This window comes from Oligella sp. HMSC09E12 (assembly GCF_001808505.1).
Lineage (GTDB): Bacteria > Pseudomonadota > Gammaproteobacteria > Burkholderiales > Burkholderiaceae_B > Oligella > Oligella urethralis.
The window spans coordinates 1-22090 of sequence record NZ_KV793598.1 but is presented as its reverse complement, the minus strand read 5'-3'; the positions used below and the strand labels follow the sequence as shown (position 1 = coordinate 22090).

General features: G+C 43.3%; 32 protein-coding genes. 6 read left to right on the top strand and 26 right to left on the bottom strand.

The annotated features are described in order from the left end of the window. Positions 1-96 precede the first annotated feature (96 nt). The 14 genes from HMPREF3179_RS08660 to HMPREF3179_RS08595 all read right to left on the bottom strand — a co-directional run bounded on the left by HMPREF3179_RS08660 (position 97) and on the right by HMPREF3179_RS08595 (position 9403). Positions 97-531, bottom strand: coding sequence for a hypothetical protein (locus HMPREF3179_RS08660; protein ID WP_070470724.1), 435 nt, complete (start codon positions 529-531; stop codon positions 97-99). Positions 532-539: 8 nt separating this feature from the next. Continuing rightward, complete coding sequence (locus tag HMPREF3179_RS08655) at positions 540-1004, bottom strand: hypothetical protein (protein ID WP_070470722.1); 465 nt, start codon at positions 1002-1004, stop codon at positions 540-542. Between the two features lie 142 nt (positions 1005-1146). Continuing rightward, positions 1147-1356, bottom strand: a complete 210-nt coding sequence (locus HMPREF3179_RS08650; protein WP_070470720.1) for a hypothetical protein — start codon at positions 1354-1356, stop codon at positions 1147-1149. 2 nt (positions 1357-1358) lie between these two features. Continuing rightward, positions 1359-1757, bottom strand: coding sequence for a hypothetical protein (locus HMPREF3179_RS08645; RefSeq protein WP_070470718.1), 399 nt, complete (start codon positions 1755-1757; stop codon positions 1359-1361). Beyond that, positions 1754-2170, bottom strand: a complete 417-nt coding sequence (locus tag HMPREF3179_RS08640) for a hypothetical protein (protein ID WP_070470717.1) — start codon at positions 2168-2170, stop codon at positions 1754-1756. Before HMPREF3179_RS08640 ends, HMPREF3179_RS08645 begins: the two co-directional genes overlap by 4 nt. Then, on the bottom strand, positions 2170-2532 hold the full coding sequence (locus tag HMPREF3179_RS08635; RefSeq protein WP_070470715.1) for a hypothetical protein: 363 nt from the start codon (positions 2530-2532) through the stop codon (positions 2170-2172). Before HMPREF3179_RS08635 ends, HMPREF3179_RS08640 begins: the two co-directional genes overlap by 1 nt. Then, positions 2532-2909: a hypothetical protein gene (locus HMPREF3179_RS08630; RefSeq protein WP_070470714.1), complete on the bottom strand. Its 378-nt coding sequence runs from the start codon at positions 2907-2909 to the stop codon at positions 2532-2534. Before HMPREF3179_RS08630 ends, HMPREF3179_RS08635 begins: the two co-directional genes overlap by 1 nt. Next, complete coding sequence (locus tag HMPREF3179_RS08625; protein ID WP_070470712.1) at positions 2909-3112, bottom strand: hypothetical protein; 204 nt, start codon at positions 3110-3112, stop codon at positions 2909-2911. The genes HMPREF3179_RS08630 and HMPREF3179_RS08625 overlap by 1 nt, the downstream gene beginning before the upstream one ends. Before the next feature lie 44 nt (positions 3113-3156). Beyond that, entirely contained in the window at positions 3157-4197 is a 1041-nt protein-coding gene (locus tag HMPREF3179_RS08620) for a hypothetical protein (RefSeq protein WP_070470711.1), read from the bottom strand. A gap of 11 nt (positions 4198-4208) precedes the next feature. Beyond that, complete coding sequence (locus tag HMPREF3179_RS08615; RefSeq protein ID WP_070470708.1) at positions 4209-4979, bottom strand: hypothetical protein; 771 nt, start codon at positions 4977-4979, stop codon at positions 4209-4211. 77 nt (positions 4980-5056) lie between these two features. After that, positions 5057-6223, bottom strand: coding sequence for a minor capsid protein (locus HMPREF3179_RS08610; protein ID WP_070470703.1), 1167 nt, complete (start codon positions 6221-6223; stop codon positions 5057-5059). Continuing rightward, the gene (locus HMPREF3179_RS08605) at positions 6216-7577 is read right to left on the bottom strand and encodes a DUF4055 domain-containing protein (protein WP_070470701.1); all 1362 of its coding nucleotides are present in this window, start codon (positions 7575-7577) and stop codon (positions 6216-6218) included. The genes HMPREF3179_RS08610 and HMPREF3179_RS08605 overlap by 8 nt, the downstream gene beginning before the upstream one ends. Next, positions 7578-8903, bottom strand: a complete 1326-nt coding sequence (locus HMPREF3179_RS08600; RefSeq protein ID WP_070470698.1) for a terminase large subunit domain-containing protein — start codon at positions 8901-8903, stop codon at positions 7578-7580. It abuts the gene before it with no gap. Next, complete coding sequence (locus tag HMPREF3179_RS08595) at positions 8900-9403, bottom strand: HGGxSTG domain-containing protein (protein ID WP_070470696.1); 504 nt, start codon at positions 9401-9403, stop codon at positions 8900-8902. Before HMPREF3179_RS08595 ends, HMPREF3179_RS08600 begins: the two co-directional genes overlap by 4 nt. A gap of 121 nt (positions 9404-9524) precedes the next feature. Here HMPREF3179_RS08595 and HMPREF3179_RS08590 point away from each other — a divergent pair, with 121 nt between their 5' ends. After that, positions 9525-10370 (top strand): radical SAM protein, encoded by an 846-nt coding sequence (locus tag HMPREF3179_RS08590; protein WP_070470695.1) that lies wholly within the window; start codon positions 9525-9527, stop codon positions 10368-10370. Here HMPREF3179_RS08590 and HMPREF3179_RS12130 read toward each other — a convergent pair. The 11 genes from HMPREF3179_RS12130 to HMPREF3179_RS08535 form a co-directional block, all read right to left on the bottom strand. After that, positions 10300-10944 carry a hypothetical protein gene (locus HMPREF3179_RS12130; RefSeq protein ID WP_141743460.1) on the bottom strand — a complete coding sequence of 215 codons (645 nt, stop codon included), beginning with the start codon at positions 10942-10944 and terminating at the stop codon, positions 10300-10302. The two genes, HMPREF3179_RS08590 and HMPREF3179_RS12130, sit on opposite strands and share 71 nt — an antisense overlap. Next, a complete protein-coding gene (locus tag HMPREF3179_RS08585) occupies positions 10937-11500 on the bottom strand; it encodes a ParB/Srx family N-terminal domain-containing protein (protein ID WP_070470693.1) in 564 nt (187 codons plus the stop codon). The genes HMPREF3179_RS12130 and HMPREF3179_RS08585 overlap by 8 nt, the downstream gene beginning before the upstream one ends. Positions 11501-12112: 612 nt before the next feature. Next, complete coding sequence (locus tag HMPREF3179_RS08575; RefSeq protein WP_070470689.1) at positions 12113-12478, bottom strand: hypothetical protein; 366 nt, start codon at positions 12476-12478, stop codon at positions 12113-12115. 8 nt (positions 12479-12486) lie between these two features. Further along, a complete protein-coding gene (locus HMPREF3179_RS08570) occupies positions 12487-13191 on the bottom strand; it encodes an ArsR family transcriptional regulator (protein ID WP_070470686.1) in 705 nt (234 codons plus the stop codon). After that, positions 13188-13532, bottom strand: coding sequence for a DUF1064 domain-containing protein (locus tag HMPREF3179_RS08565; RefSeq protein ID WP_083290737.1), 345 nt, complete (start codon positions 13530-13532; stop codon positions 13188-13190). Before HMPREF3179_RS08565 ends, HMPREF3179_RS08570 begins: the two co-directional genes overlap by 4 nt. Next, on the bottom strand, positions 13519-13803 hold the full coding sequence (locus tag HMPREF3179_RS08560) for a hypothetical protein (protein WP_070470682.1): 285 nt from the start codon (positions 13801-13803) through the stop codon (positions 13519-13521). Before HMPREF3179_RS08560 ends, HMPREF3179_RS08565 begins: the two co-directional genes overlap by 14 nt. A 3-nt stretch (positions 13804-13806) precedes the next feature. Continuing rightward, a complete protein-coding gene (locus HMPREF3179_RS08555; protein WP_070470680.1) occupies positions 13807-15120 on the bottom strand; it encodes a replicative DNA helicase in 1314 nt (437 codons plus the stop codon). Further along, positions 15111-16016, bottom strand: a complete 906-nt coding sequence (locus HMPREF3179_RS12010; RefSeq protein ID WP_083290736.1) for a helix-turn-helix domain-containing protein — start codon at positions 16014-16016, stop codon at positions 15111-15113. The genes HMPREF3179_RS08555 and HMPREF3179_RS12010 overlap by 10 nt, the downstream gene beginning before the upstream one ends. 9 nt (positions 16017-16025) lie before the next feature. Further along, complete coding sequence (locus HMPREF3179_RS08545) at positions 16026-16409, bottom strand: hypothetical protein (RefSeq protein ID WP_070470677.1); 384 nt, start codon at positions 16407-16409, stop codon at positions 16026-16028. Positions 16410-16433: 24 nt separating this feature from the next. Then, on the bottom strand, positions 16434-16838 hold the full coding sequence (locus HMPREF3179_RS08540; protein WP_070470673.1) for a recombination protein NinB: 405 nt from the start codon (positions 16836-16838) through the stop codon (positions 16434-16436). After that, positions 16838-17251 (bottom strand): hypothetical protein, encoded by a 414-nt coding sequence (locus HMPREF3179_RS08535; protein WP_070470671.1) that lies wholly within the window; start codon positions 17249-17251, stop codon positions 16838-16840. Before HMPREF3179_RS08535 ends, HMPREF3179_RS08540 begins: the two co-directional genes overlap by 1 nt. Before the next feature lie 27 nt (positions 17252-17278). Here HMPREF3179_RS08535 and HMPREF3179_RS12305 point away from each other — a divergent pair, with 27 nt between their 5' ends. Further along, the gene (locus HMPREF3179_RS12305) at positions 17279-17434 is read left to right on the top strand and encodes a hypothetical protein (protein ID WP_168160365.1); all 156 of its coding nucleotides are present in this window, start codon (positions 17279-17281) and stop codon (positions 17432-17434) included. Here the strand turns inward: HMPREF3179_RS12305 and HMPREF3179_RS08530 are convergent. Beyond that, the gene (locus HMPREF3179_RS08530) at positions 17421-17621 is read right to left on the bottom strand and encodes a hypothetical protein (protein WP_070470668.1); all 201 of its coding nucleotides are present in this window, start codon (positions 17619-17621) and stop codon (positions 17421-17423) included. The genes HMPREF3179_RS12305 and HMPREF3179_RS08530 overlap by 14 nt on opposite strands. Positions 17622-17747: 126 nt before the next feature. Between HMPREF3179_RS08530 and HMPREF3179_RS08525 the strand changes: the two genes are divergently transcribed. From HMPREF3179_RS08525 to HMPREF3179_RS08505, 4 genes are all read left to right on the top strand, one after another. Then, positions 17748-18392 (top strand): LexA family protein, encoded by a 645-nt coding sequence (locus HMPREF3179_RS08525; RefSeq protein WP_070470666.1) that lies wholly within the window; start codon positions 17748-17750, stop codon positions 18390-18392. Positions 18393-18466: 74 nt separating this feature from the next. Then, the gene (locus tag HMPREF3179_RS08520; protein ID WP_070470653.1) at positions 18467-19483 is read left to right on the top strand and encodes a hypothetical protein; all 1017 of its coding nucleotides are present in this window, start codon (positions 18467-18469) and stop codon (positions 19481-19483) included. 8 nt (positions 19484-19491) lie between these two features. Further along, on the top strand, positions 19492-19995 hold the full coding sequence (locus HMPREF3179_RS08515; RefSeq protein ID WP_070470649.1) for a hypothetical protein: 504 nt from the start codon (positions 19492-19494) through the stop codon (positions 19993-19995). 1411 nt (positions 19996-21406) lie between these two features. After that, on the top strand, positions 21407-22090 hold a 684-nt coding region (locus HMPREF3179_RS08505), incomplete at its 3' end, for a YqaJ viral recombinase family nuclease (RefSeq protein ID WP_141743459.1).

The window sequence follows — 22090 nt, the reverse complement described above, 5'->3', positions numbered from 1 at the left end:
AACGACTAACGATTAAAAAAACCTCGATAATGTGGTTTGTAATCGCATCGTTCTCAGGCTCTTCTCCTACTTTTTTTGACTCCCACCTAAAGCGGGCTAAGACTTTCCCAATCGCTCCTGTACACGATTTTTAGCATCATCGCTGATACGCAATGATTCAGCTAACAACCATACAGCTAAGTCTTGATGGTCTGGGTTTGACAAAATCGCCGTAGCGTCTTTTGCCGAGTATGGTAGCTCTTCGCCACTCTCAAGCTTCACGCCCTGCCAATCAATTACGATAAGCTCACCAAGCACCTCATTACTGATCTCTGCTTCCGTCTTACCTTGACTTAATGCGCTCACATTACCACTGTTATATAAGCCGAATACTTGTGATTGCCTATCTCGCTTGGCTTGTATTCCAACTTGCACGAATCGATGAGTGATACCACGAATTAAGAACTTTACACCCTCTTGGTACTCAACCCACTCTTCTTGCAAGTCAGGCTGTCTTGCTTTGAGTGATGATGATTTAACAATAAACGTCATTTCGCCCCCTAAGCTGTAACGGATAAAATAGGCTTATCCATGCTGTCTGGCGCATCGACAGCAATGTCATATGGCGCTTTCACTGGGTCAGTATCACCGCCAAATGTCTTGCCAACCTTAACCACTGTGCCGACAAAGTAATCTTTACTACCATTCGATAGGGTCACGCAAAACGCGTAATTATCGTTGTCCTCTGCTTCACTTGCGATCATAAGTTGCTGACCTGCGTCATTTTCATCGAGCGCGCACACAACGGACACTGTAATACCAGCTCGCGCACCCTTAATCATGCTGGTGTTGCCGCTACATAGGTTGGTAAATGAGCCTGTGTTGCGTGTAATTTCAAGACCATCTACTGATTCAAGCTCTCCGACCTGAGTAAATGTCAATGCGCCAAAACCAGCCGCATCGTAAGTAGCAGGAAGACTTGCGGATACCGACAAACAAGTGCCTGTTGATTTGATTTTTCCCATTTTGTAACCTCATATAAAAAAGCCCTGTTGCGGGCGGAAAAAAACCACCTCGAAAGGTGGTTAGTAAATAAATCGATAGATCATGCTGCTGCCCCTGGATAAACAAACAGCAATTGAGCGTGTAAGATTGCGCACGCTTAAACTAATCATCTTTCGCTTCGTCTGTCTTTCCCACATATTTCTTAACTGGCCTATCTAACGCAATTGGCTCTTCAACTTCTTCCAAAATGCCGTGCTTTAAATAAGCGTCTACCAGAGCTTTAGGAAATCTTGCTTGCGCGCGATCGCCTACCTTAAAGCGGCCAAAGTTGTTTGTTGCATTTTTAATAAATTTTAATTTGCGAAAATCCATAATCACCACGTCATAAAGTAAATTAACACATTCGCCTGGCTGTAGCCCTTTGAGTCGCTCGCATTCACCACCTTAGCTTCTCGGCAAGCTAGCCCGTCTGACTCCCAAAACTGGAAATGCTCAATTAATTTATCCACCAATTGAATCAAGGCAAGCGTTGGCGCTTGGCTGTGCGTCTGGTCAAAACACTGGATAATAATATGCCCTGGTATTCTTGTTGTTCTCTTACATAAACCATCAACAACAGGGCTAGCAGTCTCAATTGTCAGCCTACACCACAAGCCATCGCTAGGCGCTTTAAATCGAACAACGGGGTTTTGATAGTCAATGCGGTCTTGCGCAATGCCGTTAAACGCCATCATTTTTGCGATAACAATCGCTCTTAATTGTTCGTACGTCATGATTTGCTATATTTCGCCCTAATTCCAGCAAAAGCCGGACCATAAACACCGATAGGCGCTTGCGCTGAGTGTCCATTTTCAAGACGCTCAGCATAAGGTAAGTTATTTTGAATCGTGATGCTGGCATAAGGCTCATTCGCTTCGCCAGCAATGATTTCTAGGCCGGCCGCATAAGATTTAACATTAAGCGAACCCTTAGGTGGCTCACTCGCACTACCTTTGCCAAGCGTCATATCAAAGCCGTAGTCAGCACTATTAACAGTAACACGGTGATTAGAACGATAAGCGCCATCACGCACAGGTGAACCGCTAATCACAGCTTGCAACGCCTCGGTTGCAATTCGTGTACGTGTTGCCGCTAAGTCCTTTTCGAGAACTCGCACAAACTCAACTGGGCTTTTATCCCACCCCATCACACTCTCCGTAACTGAATAGTCCACGTTACATTAGCCGGGTCTTTGCTTACATGAATTACACGATATTTAATACCGCTATGCTCGATGTCATCATCTACTTTAGGTGTTTTGCTCACTTCTGCTTGTAGCGCTGTAAGCTTCACGTCTGTGCGTAAAATGCCTAAGGCTTCTGACGCATGAATGCCAAAGCTGCCGAACACACCACGACCTGAATAAATAACGGTTTCGCCCGGTTGCGTTTGGCTAATCGGGTCTGCCACGCCTGTAGCTTCAAAGCGACTGCCGGTGAACTCGCTAACCGCATCTGCCAAATCGTCATTAAACGCTTCAGCGATGTCGTCAGAAATTTCGTCTCTCATCAGATCCTCTTAAGCAAATGTACACTAGTAGATTTAAGCCACGGCTTAAGCATTTCTAACGCTAAATTTTCACTCGCTGATAGTTGTTTATAGTTATGGCTAAACGTCTTTGATACAGCAACGTCACCGGCATTAACTGATTTACTTGTTACGCCGTGCTCGATTTGCTTATATACGTTGCCAATGGCAATATCTTTAATCAACTCAAGCGCCGCAAGCTTCCATATTTCAGGCATAGGCTCAATATCAGGCAATTTACGGTTCGTCATCCATACGTTAGCCATCAATACTGCTCTGCTTTTAGATACCGCCTTATCTTGCCACCACTCGTCATCGTAAACAGCATCTACATCATCAACGCTAACGTACTCTTCCATTAGTTAGCTCCTAACAAAGCCAATAAATCATCACGCTTGGCATTACTTGGAATTTCAACGCCACGCTCAATTAACGCATCTTTAAGCTGCTTAACATTCAATTGGCTGTAATCATCTGTTTGTGCCGCTGCTTTTTGTTGCGCTTTACGGATACGGTTAATTTGAGCTAACGTTAGTTGCTCGCCATATTTAATATCACTCATTACTTTAGCTCCAAAAAAACGGGGCAAAAAGCCCCGTGGTGTGTTTACGCCCCTTTGATTTTTAAGAAAGCAATTGGAACGTTTTTACGGTCTACGACACGCTTCCAGTTGGTGGCTTTACGTAAGTCTGCAAGCAACGGTGATAGCTCGTCAACGCCCGTATCAGCGCCTGAACGGCCATTTGTGTTAGCACGCTTAGAAATATCATCGCCAGTGAATTGATAACCGAACGGGTGTAAAATCCAAGTCTTACGCTCCCATAAGGTTTCAACGCCACCGCCGTTGCCTGCGCGCGCGTCTCGTTCTAGCTCAACAGGAACTAAAGGGCTGCCCTCGCCATAGCCAAAAGCACCAGCGCCAAATAAGATGGCAGTAGTGACAATTGGTGATGAGCTCTCAGACTGAACAGCAGGCATTGAGTCATCAACGATAATTCGCTGTCCCATAAATGTAGGGATAGTTAAATTACCTTGGCTGTCAGGGATAAAGTCGATATCTTCAGCGTCAATCATCTGCTTATAAACAAGCGAGTGGACTGCGATAGCTGATAACTGACCAAATGCGTCACCTAAGGTAAATACCGCTGATGTAAATGCCTTACGTGACCATAATTCATTTGAGCCATCAAACACCATATCGCCATCATCATTCGCCTCATTGTCGGCTAGTACGCCTACAGCAGACGCAATAATACGACGCTGCCATTGACGCTCCCAATAAGTGCCAAAGCGATTGCGGATACGTTGCATTGGCTCGGAGCCCGCTAGCTCAACGACTAAATCAGCAGCAGAGTAACCTTGGTTTAAATAGCTAATGCGTGCCTTTTGAAGTCCAGTGCCTAGCTTATGAGCAGAAGCCATATCAGCTGGGTCATCATTTGAAGCGTTAGGTTCAACAGAGGCATCAAGATCACGCCAGAACGGGATTTGGATTTCTTGACCGCCAGTGTTTGCTTTTTGGTCTAGCATTTCATTGCGCACAACAACGCCAGATTCAAATAAAGCGGTTTTTTCGGGCGAGTTTACTGCCTGATAATCAGCGTAAACCTCGGGGATTACTACATCGGTTAAACGAGTTGTTGCCATGTTCATTCCTTTTAATTTGCAGCGTCACGCAATTGGCGGTAATTGTCAGGGTTTTCCCGATACAGCTTTATGCGCTCAGCTTCAGTTAATTCACTAAATTGTTTCTTGCTTCGTCCGCCGTTATCGCCTGTTGGTCCAGTGCCTTGCGCCCTTGGCCACAAGTGTGGTGCGATTTCTCGTAACGACTCCACCCATTCAAGCGGTGATAATGGAGTTTTGCCGTCTTTGCTATAGATAACTTCGCCATCTTTTGCAAAAGCAACGGCTTCACCATGTTCGTTTAATTTAAATACGCTTCTTGATCGCAAGATAATGTCATCTGCCGCTTCAGGTAATGCGCCAGCTTTAACCGCTGCTTCACGAATCGCATCAGATAAGACCTTGTCTTTAAACTGATTTGCGAATTGCTCAGCTTGCTCAGCTCGGCTAATTGCTGCTTGCAACTGTTTATCATAATCACTGCGTAAACGCTCAGTGCGACGATTAACTAACTCATCGATTTTGCCCTCGGCAATTAAACGAGTCTCTTCGTCTTCGCTCGCTTTAGACAGCAGCAGCTTAACCGCCTCAATATCTAAGCCATCAAACTGATTCTTTAAACTCTCAAGCTCACCCTTAGTGGCTTTAATCGTGCCGAGTAATTCGGAGTTTTTTGTTTTTAAGCCAGCCACCTGCTTATCAAACTCCTCTTTCGCTTTTGCAGATAACGCCTCCTTGAGTGCGTTGGTTTGCTCATCAGTTAACTCAATATCAAGACTGGTCAAATCTAAATTATCAAACATAGTTATATCCCCTTAGGACGTAGTTTCTGCTACCTTGTAGCCACAAAAAAGGCCTCATCCTTAATGAAGCCTAAAAATTAGTCGCCGAATACGGCTTTAAATGTCTCTGCGTCTCGCTTACGTAGCTCTTCAAGCGTGTATTGCTTACCTAATGGGTCAGCAAATCTATCAATTGATAGTTCGCCTTTCTTGTACAGCTCATAGCGAGTCTTCCCAAGCCACTGCTTTTGAAATGCTGCGTCTTGATTTTTAAACCACTTTGCGTAGGTTGTCTTTGCTTGCACTTGCCCGACCTTAAGCCCAGCGTCTTCACGCTGCTTCTTGGTCATGTCATCAATGCCTCTAAATCGGTAGCTACCGTCACGCTTACGTACCTTAAGCGCTCGAACAAATGGACGGTTGCCGACAATGTCACCATCAAAACTAGGGCTATATTGGCAACGACAGTTAGGGTGAAGCGTTGCGGGTGGCTTTTTGTCGTCTAGTTTGTAAACTGCCCCATCAAGACTAGCGCAAGCTAGGCACGTTCTTCCCTCAAGCGTAGCAACACGCACCACATACTTAACGCCTAATTTCTTATAGGTTTCTTCATAGGCAATGTTTGATAGGTGATTACGTAACGTTCTAACCACACGCTCAATGGATTGCCGAGTTAAGTTTGTTAAACCATCTTTGTGATTAAGCGCTTGCGTTCCGATAATATCTCTAATGACTTGAGCGTTAGTTTTACCTGACTGAAAGCCTTGCCGCATCGTTGCGTAAATACGCTCTCGTTGACTTTTAGAAATGCTCGACAGCATATCATCAACAAACTGCCCCACGATTGGTTCTCGCTTTACAGCGACTAAAACAGCTTCTGCGCTTACATTTACTTTGGGCAAGCTATCAAACGCTTGGCTCATTGTTTTGCTCATAAATGACGTCTCATGGTCCGCTAAACCAATCGCCGATTTATCCCATTCAGATTTAATGATCTGATCAAGCATGGTAGCCCAGTTGTCGATTTCCGCTTTAAGTGCTTTTAATCGTGGCGTAGTGTATTTGCCTTGAGTAAAGGCAGTAATTTCATTTACACTTAACCGCTCAAGCTGCGCTACAAGCTTTGATACTGCTTGCTCTGCCAAAGCGTCTACTTTCTCCTGAATACCCTTTATTACAGCGGTCGATGCTCGGTAATTGTGCGCTGTATGCTGACTAAGTGCCGCAATAATTGCACTTTGAATGCGCTTTAAATCATTACTCATAAACTATATTGCCTGGGTTCTCTATGCGTAAAGCCTCTTGGTTATAGTCATGCTCTGGTATCTTGCCGGCAGAAAGATAAGTCCAGTACGTCTCCCAGCTAACACCACCAGTAACAACGGCTTGCTGTATCTGCGCTAATGTGTGTGGGTTAACTTCAGGTATCTCAAAATCAGGATTCACGCTAAAGACAATATCGCCTTTAAAGCCAGCCCACTCAGCGGCGTATTGGAGTGCTTTTTTTAGCGCTTCGGCAACCGTGATAACTATCACATGCAAGGTTGCGTGTTGGTCTGCTTGGCGTGCTCTACGTGCCTCACCTGATTCAACGCCAGATACATTCATGACTTTTGCGCCGGCTTCTAATGCTGCGCTCTTTTGGTCTTTCATCGCTTGCCTAACCGCCTCGATGCCTGCGCCGTGAAATTCAAGGTAACCACATGCGCCATTCTCGCCTAAATCCCACGCCGCTGATGGACCAGTTACCGACAGCTCAACATCAGTACCTAAGCCAGATACCCACGGCTGCGGATGGCTCGTATAATGCAAGCTTGTAAAGTAATCTGCGCTCAGCTGATATGACTTAAGCGCCGCTCTTGCCATAGATAGCAAAGGCACTTCATCAACATCAGGGGCGTTATCCGTTGAACCACAATATACGATCGGCAAATACGACAAACCACGCAATAGCCTACCTGATGAATCGCCTACGCCTAACGGTCGCACTTCCTCAACAACGGCATTATTCTCATCAAATACACCGCTATGAGCAATGCCGTCAATCATCTTAAATACTCGGTACACACGCACTTTATCGTGTGAATACTCATCTTCTGGATTCTTGTCACGGAACTCAGTAAACACAGCTAAAGCTAAGTCATAACGACCATTAATTAACTGCTTCTTCCAGTTGATTGCGCTCGTTGCGGCATAAGTTGAAAAATAAGGTAGCCCTTGATTATCAACATTCACAACTAACGGTATCCTACCATGTGAAATGACTTGGCTCACCATGCGCAAGAACAGTTGCTTTAAACCAAATCCATCACCAGTCGCATTTTCAACCATGTATGACAACGCTTCTGGTAGTTCGATTTCTGGATTAAGTCGTGATGCCATTCCCATCATTGAGCGCAAGCTATCACGCACCCAGTGTTCATACTGAGCACGTGCTTTATATCCGTCAAATAAATACCGATTGCTTGGATCAATTCTTTCGGCCTGTTCCATGCCAGATGGCTTAGGCAAGTATTTGTTTTCTTTCTTGATACTCTCTTCGCCACTGATTGCGTCATCAATCATCTCCCACTCGGGCAAATGCTCAATGTACTGTGGGTGCTGTGTTGTTACTGACATTTAACTCAATCCTTTAACTTTTCTCACACCGCTTCTGTATTGAGAAATCGGCCATTCGCGGTCAATGCAATAGCCGATTGCCGTTGTAATGTGCTGATACTGATTTGTCTGATCCTCTTGGAACGTTGAGCCTTTTTGTAATTGAACGGTGCTCAAGCCTTTATCACAATAAGGCGCAGTCGCTGGATTAACAAATAGGCTTATGTTGCCGTCAGCAGTTTTAATCTTTGCTCTTACAGCGTTTTGCCTATCTTTAATCGATGGGTGCGCGCGCTTTACTTTGCGTGTGAACTGCCAACCGTGATCTCTTAGCACTGTTTCGATATCCACATAATCAGACGCATGGCCATGTTTTTCACCTGCGCGACCTGCTGGGTCACCGTAAATCAACACATGCTTATTTTTGTGGTCTTTATATTTCTCCACAAACTCAAGCGCTGATTGTTTCGATATCGCGCTACTTAATACAATTTCATCTAACAAATATAAGCTATCACCACGCCTAACACCGATCGCACTGGATAGCGGTGTATAGTTTTGGTCATGCATCCACATTAGTTGTTCATGTGGCTGAATGCGCTCTGACGTGTGATTGTCTTTGCTGTAATCCTCGTAAATCCTACCGCTTGCTGTCTCAAATGAAGCCTGAAACTCCTGACGATACTGTTTGGCTGACATTGAGCGCTTAACCGCTGCAATCACGTCAGGCGGTAATATCTCGGATGATTTCCAATGAAACACCGCAAAATCAGGATTTAAACCAGCTTCCGCTATTTGGCATAAATCGTAATAATGATTCAAGCCGTCAGGCACACCTAATAACCAACACCACGCACGATAATCAGGGTCAGTTGGATTAACTGTATTTAATGCTGGGTAAATATTCGATTCCCACGCGTCTGGCTTAATGTCTGCAAATTCATCAATACCGCCCCCTTTCCACGGGATACCCTCAATACGCTGTGGCTTATCTAACCCAATAACGTGTATCTCACTACCATTCGGCAAATAAATGATTCGGTCTGATTCGCTCGGGCGCTTTGGGTGTATTGTCGATAGCGTAAATGCTTTTAAGTCATCCCAAAATATCTTTTTCGCTTGGTCATGCGTAGGCGCTGCTGCAAAATAAGCGCCCACCACGCGGTTAGCTTGTTTAACTAAGAATCGCTTAAACCGCTCTGTCTTCCCTGATCGTCGCCCTGCTGGTACTAATGGAAACCGAATACCGCTCGGCACAGCGTCTACTAAATCGAGCTGGACTGGGTGGTCTTTCAATGGATACCACCGCGCTAATTGTCGATCTAAAATTAAGTTGCCTGTTTTCATGACGGTAGGTTTTCAATTAAATCCGAAAGCAGCTCGGTAATATCTCCTGAATCGCCTGTCTTTTTAATCATCTCAGCGCGCTTAGCTTCTAAGTCACCAATGCGACCTAATAAGCGGTTAATGATGTCCTCGTAAGGTCGTCTTGCTTTTTGTATTGATGTTGTTTTCGATCTGCCTTGGTGATTAGATGTTGTGCTTTGCGTTGTTGTATCTAAATCCAGCCCGCCATTTTCTTCTGCGTTACGCTGAGCAATCAACGCGCGCCTTAATTGCAATCGCGCAATCTTAATCGCATCATCTAAGCCGCCAATCTCGATTTCTTCCCACATCGCTTTTTCATCTTGCGATATCGCATCCGAATATATACCGTGCGTCCTAGCATTCTGATTGCCTTTATGCGTAATAGATGCCCTACCGCCATGCATTCGGCATCTGCCGTTTTCCATTGCGTTGTTTTTACACGGCTGGCCGCTGCGAGTTTTTGCACCACAGAGCGCCATACATCATTACTCCTTGCATGGGGTGTTTTTAAATAAGCTCATAACGCCTTGATATCCTTTACAAATCCTAGGAATGTAGGATATGATCTAAATTCAATTGGTTTAAACTTAAAGAGGTTTTATGAAAGTCATATCTATTACTGACGTTAGTCAAATCAAAACACCCGTCTTAAATGATGATGGTATTTCTATCAAAGGCTGCAACTACATTTACGCACCTAAAGGACAAGCGGGCGAATATGCCGAGCTTGCAGTTAACTTGTATCGTGGCTGCTCTCATGCGTGTGCGTACTGCTATGTACCAGCGATTACTCGGCAAAGACGAGTAGAATTTAATAAAGGTGCTGTACCGCGAAATAACATCATTCATTTACTGAAACGAGACGCGGCGAAATACAAAGCCTTAAACGTCCAAGGTCAGGCCATGTTAAGTTTTACATCCGACCCATACCCGCAAGAGCATCATGAAACCACCCGTGATGCTCTTTTTGTTTTAAGGGATGAAACTGATTTAGGTTTTTGTACGCTTACTAAAGGTGGTACACGCGCTTTACGAGATCTTGATTTATTTAGACCCGATAAAGACGCATTCGCTACCACAATGACCAGCCTAGATGAATCCTTTCAGCGTAAATGGGAACAAGGCGCGGCTAGTCCGTCTGATCGAATTGAAGCGCTTAAAGCATTCCATAACGCGGGTATCTTTACTTGGGTTAGTCTTGAGCCTACGCTAGATATTGAATCTTCACTTGCGATTGTTGACGCTACGCATGAGTTTGTAGACCTATATAAAGTCGGACGTGCTAACTATCTACCCATGACCAAAACAACGGACTGGGAATATTACACGCACCGAATGATCGATAAATTACAAGCGCTTGGTAATAAACATTACATTAAACAAGACTTGCAACCGTATTTACCTGATGGCTACCACAATCCGCTAAGGATTCCTCAGCATCACTAAGCAAAAAGTAGTAATAGCGCATTCCTGAACCGGTTCGGCCTTTTGCTATCCTTGTCTTAATGACATGCTTTTGAAGTCTCCTAGCGACTTCGTCAATCACCGCCACGATCAATTCATCATGAATTAAAGAAGCTCGTTTCAATATGTGCGACTTTAGCCCCGTTAAGCTTCTTAAGCCTTTACTGATTCTTCCCATTCGCAGATCCATTGCACTGCCGTCAGTGATAATGAATGCAACTCTACCTGCTCTCATCTGGTGAATCGATATGTAATCTAGAATGTTATAGGGTGAGCCGTACGCGTCGATATCAATGATGTTGTATGCATTTAAATCTACGAGCCTAATCGCCTTGTCTGCATCGCCACAAATCGTTTTACGCTCATCAAAAAACTTGCGTTTATCAATGCCTAAATAATCGTTAGCTTTGTGCCAAACATCGCGATACATCTCACCTGCGCCACAAAATACTTCTAAGACGCAAGGGTCAGAGATATCATTTAACGCCTCATGCCTAATATCACGTTTTGCCGTGATGGGCGCGTTATCTGTTTTCTTGCCCTGAAACTTACTCATCTACCCACACTGACGCGTTGGCGTAGCGCTCAACCACTTCTGTGATTTCATTGATAATGTGTATTTTGTCCTCAGGGTCAAACTTAACTTTAATCACTTCAAGCGCATCTTCAATTTCAATGTCATCATCAATACGAATGTCTGCGGTCTCATCGAAGAGCTTCGCCATTTCGTCCCCATCGAAGCCAAGCAAATCCAAATCAAAGCCTAGATCGCCTAACGATTCCATTTCGAGCTTTAGTAACTCTTCATCCCACCCAGCATTTAACGCCAACTTGTTATCTGCAATGACGTAGGCCTTTTTCTGCGCTTCGGTTAAGTTACTCAGTGTGATAGTCGGCACTTCCTCAAGCCCTAATTTACGCGCTGCCAATACTCTGCCGTGACCTGCAATGATTCCGCGATCCTCGTCAATTAAGATTGGGTTAGTGAAGCCAAACTCTTCAACGCTTGCGACAATCTGGTTTATTTGCTCGTCACTATGCGTACGACTATTGTTAGCATAGGGTGTTAGCTCATTAATGCGTAAATAGTTAACCTGTAAGTTTCTTTTCATATGTCACACTAAATTAATTTACCTAGCTAAATTTGTCCTACTCGCTCTTTTCTACACGCATAAGCTCTACACTGGTCTTTTTGCGCATGAAAACCTGTCCTCACTGCCACCAGTCCTACCAATCAGCACGAGTAACCTACTACGTCAAAAACGGTACGCGAGTATTCCCACGCAACGGCAAAACATTTACTATGTTGCGCTGTGGTTGTGAACGGACAATAAAAAAGCCCGATTACCGAAGTAACCGAGCTTGTGATATCCAACACGTAGCTAAGCAAGAGGTGTCGGACTAAGGAGCAATGTAGAAGACGCAACCCTCCCACCTGTATTGTCACAGTTTATGAAGCAGTTTTCAAATAGCTAATGTCACAGTTCTGCGACAAAATTAACATTAACGACTACCTCGTGAGCCTGTACCAGCTGTCGCCCCCTTGTTTGTCAGGCCTTTCTATCGTCACTGTGCCCAGCTCTTCCATTAGCTCTAGCACTCTCCGCACTTGCTGTCTGATCCTGTCCCTTTCCTTTGGCGTGGGACTGTTATTTATGTAATCGACAAAGTGACGCATTTTAAATCTCTTGTCAGGAAACGAGCTTAATAAATTAATCACTTCCCTACCGTAATCCATATGCTTCCTCTAAACTAGCTTTTAATCGGTCAAGGCTGCGCTCAAAATCATTTAAAGATATTTTCAATTGCCAAGCGATTTTGCGGTATCTCTCTCGTCTGCGATACCCTCGATACTCGCCCCTCCTAATGTATTCGTACATCAACACCAGCTGGTCTTGGCGTGCTCGTTTCTGATACCAGTTCTCGACAAATCGGTACAGCTCCCAGTTAATCGGTGCGGGTCTTTCTTCACCAGGCCATACAGGCGGGCAATACTGCAAAGCTGATTTGTAAGGCAAGGGGCTTCCGTCATCGCCCGTGTGTGAGCCACGTACCCAGTTCCAAATTAAGTCCTCTGCCGTTAATGCCATTTTTACTCCTAAAAATAAACGCCCAACCAATAACCGCCATGTAGTTTTGGCTTAAACAGTGTGAATTTTTTGCTTAATTCTTCGTCAATTTCATAATCAATCGACTTGTAGATATTCTTCTTATTAGCGTTGCTATCTTTAGTTTCGCCACATACTTCAATTAAGTTTTCGCGCAGTAAGTCAGAAATTGAGCGGTACACTTGCGAGCTATTCGCGCCAATTTGCTTAGCAATCTGCGGCACAGTAAGCTTTTCACGCTCTAATGCGCCAAGGATCATTGCCCTAAGGCCTGAGACTTTTGTCTCAATATACTCATCGTTAATCGCATATACATTCACCAGCACACCGCTCTTTGTTTGAATGCGCTTTGCAACTTTGATGCCCCCTTTTTTATGCAAGGAACTTAACGCTGAGCTTACTCTCTTGTTTGGTTCGCCCAGGACATCAGCAACCTCTTGTGAAGTCGCAGCACTTTGTCTTACAGCTTCTAGTACGTCATCAGAAAACGTAACAGTCAGCTTCTTACCTGTCGCCTGATATACTCTAGCCCTACCTTGATTGCCAACGACTTTGATGTAATCGTCTTGCAGTAAACGAGTGATTGACGGGCTTACTGCGCCCGGACCAATCCCAATAAGATCGGCAAGCTGCTTTGTTGTTAGTTTTTCTTTGCTTAAAAGCTCGATGATTTTTTGACTGACTTTTTTACTCATTTCTTAATTTCCTGAATCTCAATGCCCAAATTGGCTAGCATTAAATGACGCTTAGCTTTATACAGCGCAGTCTTTACTCCTTTTACGTCCTCGACTACCTGCAAACCGTCATGGTCTTTGTAGACAAAGTCGGCATAATATTTCATAGCGGGCGTTGCTCTTTTAGCGTCTGAGTATTTCACACCGTCAGCTAAGACAAACGGCACTTGTAACTGTAAGTCGCTTATCTTGCCAGCCTTTTCAAGCAATTTGAGGTCTAGGTATCTGCGATATTCAGCTTGTGAATCGAATGTATGGCCGTCATACTTAACTTTTTTATTGCCGTACTTACGCCTTTTCACGCCAATTACTCCTTACTTTTTCCCACATGGCGCGATCACCGTCATCGCCTAAATACCTATCTTTCCTGCCCTCGGCTCGTGCGTTGTCATCAAGCGTAAAGGCTTGCTCTATCTCTTCCTTAAGGATCGCTTGAATGCCCCTTGTTAACTCAGGCCACGCTTTGGCTAAACTGTCAGCAAAGAAAAAAGCTGACGCTGTTTTTCTGCCTAGGTAATATCGAAATGCAGCGATTAATAATTCGCGTTTGTTGAAATGATTTAAATAGCTCATGGTTTACTCCTTGAATCCTGAATACTTTGCTTTCGTCTCAACTTTGCCAAACTCCGTGCCAATGGCTAAGTTCTTAAATGTGCTTCTAGCACCATCAAAAGCAAGGCCAATAACACCTGTTTCACCTTGCCTGTTAAGCGCTACATTCACTTCACAAATACCTTTATCTTCCGTATCTGGGTTGTATACCTCATCTCGGTAAATCATCAGTGCTACGCTACAATCTTGCTCAATCGAGCCTGAGTCTCTAAAGTCGGATGGTAAAGGGCGCTTGTTGTTTCTTTGCTCAACACCGCGGTTTAATTGCGACAAAATCACAATAGGGATATCCATCTCTAATGCCAATGCTTTGATTGAGCGCATAATGCCCTCAATCTCGCTATTCCTGTTATCACCAGTGCCGCGCATCAATTGAAGATAATCGATATAAAGCACATCTAAACCGTGTTTTCGCTTCATGGCTCGTGCCTTGATTCTTACGTCCATAGCAGTAAGCCCGCCTTGGTCATCAATGTGCAAATTAAGGTCTTGCCCTATCTCAGTTGCTATCATTACTCGCGTCCAATCGTCCTTTTTCATGGTTTTAGGATTTAGCAAAGCTCCTATTTCAATTTGACCTAGTCGTGCAACGTTACGATCCATTAAGTCGCGTGTTTTCATTTCTTGACTGAGAAAAAGCACATTGTCTTTTTTTGATTGATTGATTGCGATATTCATCGCTAAGCTCGTCTTGCCGCTCTTAGGTCGACCAGCAATAATGATGATTTCGCCCCCTCTAAAGCCGCCTGATAACTTTTTATCTAAATCCGTGTAGCCTGTTGGGAAGTAAGTGCCACCGTCACTTTGTAGCCTTTTCTCAAGATTTTTAAAGTAATCAAGCATTGCGTCCGACAATGAGATAGGCTCATTTTTTTCTGTAACGCCCATGATTTTTTCAATTCTTGCCTGCGCTTTATCAGCAACCTCTTTGATGTCGCCTTGCTCTAAGCCTTCACGCAACTCCTCAGCAACAACAGCCAGTCCTCTACGCTGTGAATTTTCACGCACGAGTTGAGCGTATGCTCCGATATTTGCAATGCTCGGTGTGCTAGTCACTAACTCAGTCATGTAAGCTAAGTCAGCTTCGCTTTTTAACTCGTCATTCACAGTTAACGGATCAACCGATTTGTTTTCGTGAATCATGTTGTAAATCGCTTTGTAGATTCTGCGGTTTCTACCATCGCTGAAATCCTGAGTCTGCAAAAACGAAACCTCGTCAAAGGCATCTGGCTTCATCAGTAAGCCACCCAATACTGACTGCTCTGCTCTTAGTGACATTGCACAATACCTCCGTGTAAGTTATTCGCTTGCTTGCCCTCAGTTGCTAGGTAGTATTCACCCTCTCTGCTGATAGCCCATAGCCTGTACCAGTTGCTGGTTACGCAATTTAAAAAAGCTTTACGCCAATCAACGTATCGTTTTCTTGTATCCACTTCGGTGTATCTTCTCCTGAACTCAAGCCAGCAAAGATTTAAGTAGTCAACAGGCAAGCCGACTTTCTCTGCGTAGTTGAAAACAGGTTGGTAATCAGATATTGGTTTTTCTCCTGATTCCTGACATCTTTCGATAAACCTAGCAAAAGTGATTGATGAGCTTCTTTTTGGTTTAGCAGAAGATTCAGTTTTAGATTTTTCAGAAGCGTTAGCTTCGGGGTGGTGAGTACGCTCAATTTTTTGAGCGCTATCTCTCTGTATCTCTTTCTGTTCTTTATCTGTATCTATGCGTGTACCCGATTTGGGTACCGTTTTGATACCGATTTGGGTACCGTTTAAGTTCAAATCGGTAACCGTTTCCGAATCGGGTACCGTTTCCAATTCGGGGACTGTTTCGATATCGCTTAAGTCTTGGTTTTGATTTAAATTGACCTCACATATTTGATATCTAATCCACTTTGAACGACCACCATTGCCCTCTTTTTTAATCCAACCTAACTTCTCTAACTCAGCTGTTATTGCTGATATTCTTGCTAACTGATAGCCCGTTCTCTCAGCAATCATTTCTCGGCTAATTGCTGATACGTTTGTGTTCTTTTTGCGCCATGACAGTATGGCCATGAGTACTCTTATCTGTCTAAGCGTGAGCCTGTCATCTTGAAGTATGTCAAAAGGCAAGATAATAAAATCAGGGTTGTACTTGGCTTTCATTTGATTAGCTCTTGAAGTTTGGCTGTTCATTGACTATAATTACTCCGTTACTTTGTTAGTTTTATCTAACTCGTTTTCCGCTTCATCACCGAAGCGATACGCATTAACAAAGCGGGCGATCGGCACAATTGCCCGCTGATAATGCTCCTCAATTTCTTTAGTCCATAAGTTCTTTCTTAACAATTGCGCTCTTGCGTAATCCACTAATTCCCATTCCTTGGTCCACCATTCAATCTTTTCGCCTCTACGGCCTGTATCATGCTCTCTGTGGCACTCAGGGCACGCAGGGAACGTTAAGCTATCACAAGCCTTGATAGCAAAGCCTTTGGTTGCGTTAACGTGGGCGCATTGTGACGGTGCGGACTTACCGCAGATAGCACAATCTAAAGACGCGACATTACGTCTGTGCTTTTCGGATCGCATTCTATTTTCTTTTGGATACATCATCTATCTACCCAGTGACGTAGGTGACCACTTAACACCCTGCTCATCGCCAAAGGCATGAATAACGGCGATTAAATCGGTCATTTCTTTGATATTCATTTTTGATGTGCGCTGACCTAAAAGAACGACACCGCCCTCGAAGCCCTGTGAAATGCGGGTTTCTTGCTTTAGCGATGCTGACGCTACGTCTTTCCAGTCTTCTGGCGCTAGCTTGGTTTTCTTGCCGTTAATAACCCATTCAACCTGTTTGCTTAAATCGTTTAAGCAAGACCACATTAAGTTGTTTTGGTCAATCGTACGAGTACGCGGAGTGATAACAACACGATAGCCCTCGGGCGCTTCTTGAATTGCTTTGATAGCATTTGCACGCGCGCTATCGTGTGCTAAATAAAAAACTTGTTTGCTCATTAAGCTACGTTTTTCCTTTGGATCATTTCTTCCATGACATTCAGATTTGCTTCTTGCATGAGGTACTGAATGACTACCCAGTTTCCAACAGCGCGACACCAATCATTAACTTTGTCGAGTGGTAAATCCCTACGCTTTTTATCGTCATCAATGTGCAAATAATCAGTAACGTGTGGTGCATAACAACCGACTATCTCAGCTACTGTTCTTTGCGACATGTTCTTAATCGCTCTCAGTTGCCAAGACAACCTAACAGCGTCTCTGTAAGATTTGCATAGCGCCATTTCAGTGCTAGTCGCAAATCTTGGCTCTGGAACCAAACCCAGAGTAGGTAAACCGTATTGATTCATAGCTAAATTTAATGAAATTACTGGTTGAATTACCGGTTGAAAACCGTCTAAAAATAAATCCATAACGTAACTTTTTATGGATTCCCCAAAATGGAACTACTTACCTACACCCCCGACCGTCTCGACCAGCTTTACTACATTGCGCTTTATCAAGCGACCGATGATGACGGTGTGATTAACGATTCCCTTGCCCTGTCTCTGTTTTACGAAATGGTTAAGGGGAACGTAAAAATTACTGTGCATTAGCACGAGCTTTACGCATTTCACGTTTATGAAAAGCTACGAGTTTGCTACCATTCGCATAAGTCATATCTTTTTGTTTTCCGTGAAATGCTGTTGACAAGTTAACTTGTGAAATGCCAGTTCTTTTAGCAATTTCTGCCTGTGTAAAACCCAAGTTGTATAAGTCTTTAATGATGTTTTTCCATTCCATATTTATGTATTTCTAACAAATGATAGATATATCTATACCTATTATATAGATATCTTGATTATAAAACAATAGATATATAAATCACGATTTGGATAACAATAACTATTAACGAAAAAAGGGATTTAAATGACTGTTGGTTTTGGTAAAAGATTAAGAGAGAGTCGTATGCGCGCGGGATTGAGCCAGCGAGAAGCGGCTAGAAGAGTTGGATTAAAGCAACCCTCTTTGTCTGCGCTTGAAAGTGGCGCGCACGGTTCATCGGGCGCTACAGCTGAATTGGCGCGTCTATATAACGTTAACGCTCACTGGTTGGCTACTGGACAGGGTTTGCCTTCGCTGGACAACAACGTTAGTCCATCGACTATTGGTGAACGCAAAATACCACTTCTTAATTATGTCCAAGCAGGACAATTTACTGGTATGGGATTTGATCTAGATATCAGTAATGCTGAAATGCTACTTACTGATTTAGAGCTATCAAGTAGTGCTTTCGCTCTTGAAATTAGAGGAAGTTCAATGCTGCCTACATTTGAAGAGGGAGATAGAGTAGTTATTGATTGTGATATATCACCTAGACCAGGGGACTACGTTGTAGCAAAAAACGACAGTGAAGAAGCAACATTCAAAAAATATAGACTAATATCAACTTCGCCTGAGATTTTTGAACTAATACCACTTAATGAAGATTATCCTACTATGCGCAGTGATCAGCACCATGTTGAAATAATTGGCGTTATGGTTGAGCATAGGCGCTACCGCAAAAGAAGCTAGAGTGATGGAGCCCTTAGGCTCCTTTATTTTAATGTTGATGTAACGAAAGTTTAATTTATTAAGGAAATATGACAATGTCCAAAAGAGTAAGCAAAACTATTCACTATAGGCATGCAAAAATTACTGATAGTGAGTTAACTCTACAGCAGCTTTTAGAAAATGCGTTTACAACCAAAGATTTAAGCTTGGCTGTTAATAGACAAGAGATGCCCAATTCAGAAGAAAAAGATTATAGACTTATAAATAACAAACAAGTCTTGAATAAGATGTTTTTTGGTCAGTTTATTCATGTAAGACCAGGAGAGAGTCAACCGATAATGACCGTTGATGACTCAGCAACATCATACGCAATTGAGGCTATCTTGCCATCAAGTCTAGATAAAAAAGAAGCAGAGAGGGCAAAAAAAGAGTTTGTTAATGCTATCTTATATTTTGGCGTAATGGATAATCACGTAGTGATTGCGCCATCAACAGCGCTAACCCCTAGAGAGCTAGAGACTCATTTGTTTTGGTTAATCGGCTCAAAAGCAGAGTTATTAGAAAAAACATCAATTCTTTTGCTGCAAAACCAGCCCGCAAAATCGACCATAGAGAAACTTGAAAAATCTCCTGTAAGGAATATTGAAATAGGAGCGCCTATTGGGTCAGCTGCTCCTGCACTATTAGAAACGGATGAAAATGACAATCAATCTACAGAAACTAAAATGATTAATGTAAATACAAGAGGCGTAGCAAGAGATGTTTTAAAGCAACTTATACCTATACATATATTTAATGATCATTTTCTAAAAGATAGCCTTGACGAATCAAACTTACAGTTAAATATACGAATATCCTACTCAAGAAAAACAGACTCCAAAGGGCAAAAAGCATTGGATGGAATTGCTACTGCTTTAAGGCATATGGATGATGCTGACGTTAAGATTCATCTAAAAGGCGGAGGCACTATTCAAGGAAATGAGTTAAAATTATCAAAAGTGATTACCTATAATTTAACCAATAGCGGACTAGTTGATGAAAGTGATTTATTCACAAAAATGCGAGTTTGGCTAATAGAGCAAATCAAAGCAGAAGAGGTGGAGGTCGATTAAATTTCTATATGAAAAGTTTTAAATTAACAGCGCTATTAATATTTGCATGCTTAATACTCGGATCGATATTAAGTAAGGTGCTTCTTTACTCGTATTCTGTTGATGTCAACTTTTCATATTTTTTACTTGTTATGCTCGCACTCCCGATAACTATAACTCTGTGGGCAGTAAAGGAGCTAGGCTCTGTAAAATCAAGCTCGCAAAAGAACCTAAGAAATAGTGAATTTAGGAGACTTAAAAGCATAGTTAGAGTAAAAAGCCAACAAATAGTCTTCACAGGTTGCGCGCTGTTTTTTTTGCAGCTGATAGCAACCATTACTTATCATATGTCATCAGGTGCGTTGAAGTTACACTCCTTAAGTTTTTTAATTGGATGTGCATTAGCGTGTGTGCCATTTATTACGCACGCTTTAAGTTTATATTCTGAAGCCACTGACTTCCAAGCTGACTTAGAGCGAAAAGAGACCAACAAGACTCGAGTCAAAGAGTTTTTAAAAGACAAAGAAGCATAAACGTTTACAACCTCAAATCACAAGCCCTCCTCCGAGGGCTGCCCTCCCCCAGCCACCTTCGGGTGGTTTTTTTGTGCTTAAATCATTAAAACTATCAAAAAAACAACAAATAATCATTTCTTTTATATTCAATAATCCTTTTACTTATCAATGATATAGATAAATCTATATAGTAATATCAAAATATCTATTGACATGATTGATAGATATATCTATAATTTGGTTATCGAGTTAGGAAACACAGAAACAAGACTCATAGCTGAACTGGTCAGGATAAATCAGGAACCCCGGCGGCAGCCCACTTAGGGACAATGGGGATAAGGAAAGCAGGAAGTTAGCCATTGGGCAATGCGAGTACTTAAGCTGCTACGTGCGGACACGGTCCGGAACAGCGTAGCAAACAGCTTTAAGCGTATTGATAAGTGCGTTTAAAGGTGTTGATTGAACTTAGGTGAGAGATTGCGGCGAAGAAAAAGGCGGAGTGTTCTAGCCACCCCGCCTGATTCTAGTAGGTCACAACGAGAATCAATATCGCGATTGCGTAAACAATCTTTGCGATATCAATATTAACGTTCACCTTTACATGGGTCTTTTTCATTGCGATAAGCATCCGAAAAAAGTCCATAGCGCTACGGACGTTAATCCGTTGTGTATTTGTATAGCGCCCTCGCTGGCGCTTGCGAATAAGCTTCTAGAACACGTTCTTCGCACAAGGTTCGTCATTGCTCGTAGGCCTTGCCTATCGAGGTAACTAGCCTTGTCGGCTTCTAAGCGCTTCGGTGGTTCGCCTCACGAACGCCTAAGCAACTTAGTCACCTTTAGCGGCTTACTAGGCCGCATCCAAGGTTAGTAGCCTTGGCATAGTGATTATAGCCGAGCAATCTCTCACCTAAGTTCAATTCCAAAATGGAACACACCAACAAGCCCTACTTTCAGGGCTTTTTTAATGCCCGAAACTAGGAGAACGCATTAAAACCCGACTTTGCTTGTGCTAACGAAAAACGTTAGACGTGAGCTGATTCTTGTCTGGTAACAGAAAAAGGATAGTAAGGGATCTTTGAGAATCAGCTCACGTGTAGTGAATAAGAGAGAGGAAAGAACATGGACAAGTTAATCAGTATCCTAAATTTCGCGCCGTCATCATGCGCTGAGTGCGAACACTCAACACTAGTCCGTGACTACTACGGCACTGGTGACAGCCCTAGTTGTCACCACTGTAGAGCTGATGATTGCGAGTACCAAGAGGCTAGGCACGATCTGCTTATCAAGTACGAAACAGCGTGCGAAAAGCTGGACACATTAGAAGTGGACAGCCCCGAATTTAAAGCGCTTTGGATCGATATTAGTGATGCCGAGGCAGTGTTAGAAATGGATTTTGACTGGGTGTAGACATGAAGAAAGCTGAATTAATTTGGGAAATTATCGGGTGCGTGAGCATGGTGCTATTTCCGGTTGTCTGGTGGTTTGCTTTGGTTCTTTGGAGTTAATTATGAATAGAGCAGAGTTTTTAGCACAAAGACGTAAAGGTATCGGGGGTAGCGACATCAGCGCCCTACTCGGCTTAAACCCGTGGAAAAGTTCATTTGAGTTGTACTTAGACAAGACAGGACGCTTAGATGAAACGCTTACGCCAGAGCAAGAAGAGCGCATGAAATGGGGAACCATCTTAGAAGATGTGATCGCCAAAGATTACGCAGAGCAACAAGGCGTAAAGATTCAGCGCATCAATCAACAGATGACGCACCCTAAGCATGACTGCATTGTCGCTAACATTGACCGTGTCGTGTTGGACGATGGCACCAGAGCACGATTCAATGGAGAGCGAGTATTAGGCGCTAATAAAGTTTTAGAGGTCAAAACCGCTAACGCCTTTGCGATGAATAGCGATGACTGGGGCGATGAGGGTTCGGAGGTTGTGCCAACCAATTACTGGCTACAAGTGATGTGGTACATGGGTATCACGCAGTTACAAGTCGCTGATATCGCTGTGCTTTTCGGCGGTCAACGCCAAAAAGTATTTACAGTTGGTTTTGACAAAACTGTCTTTGATGACTTGGTGAGTCAAGCTGTTGAGTGGTGGCAAAAGCACATCGTA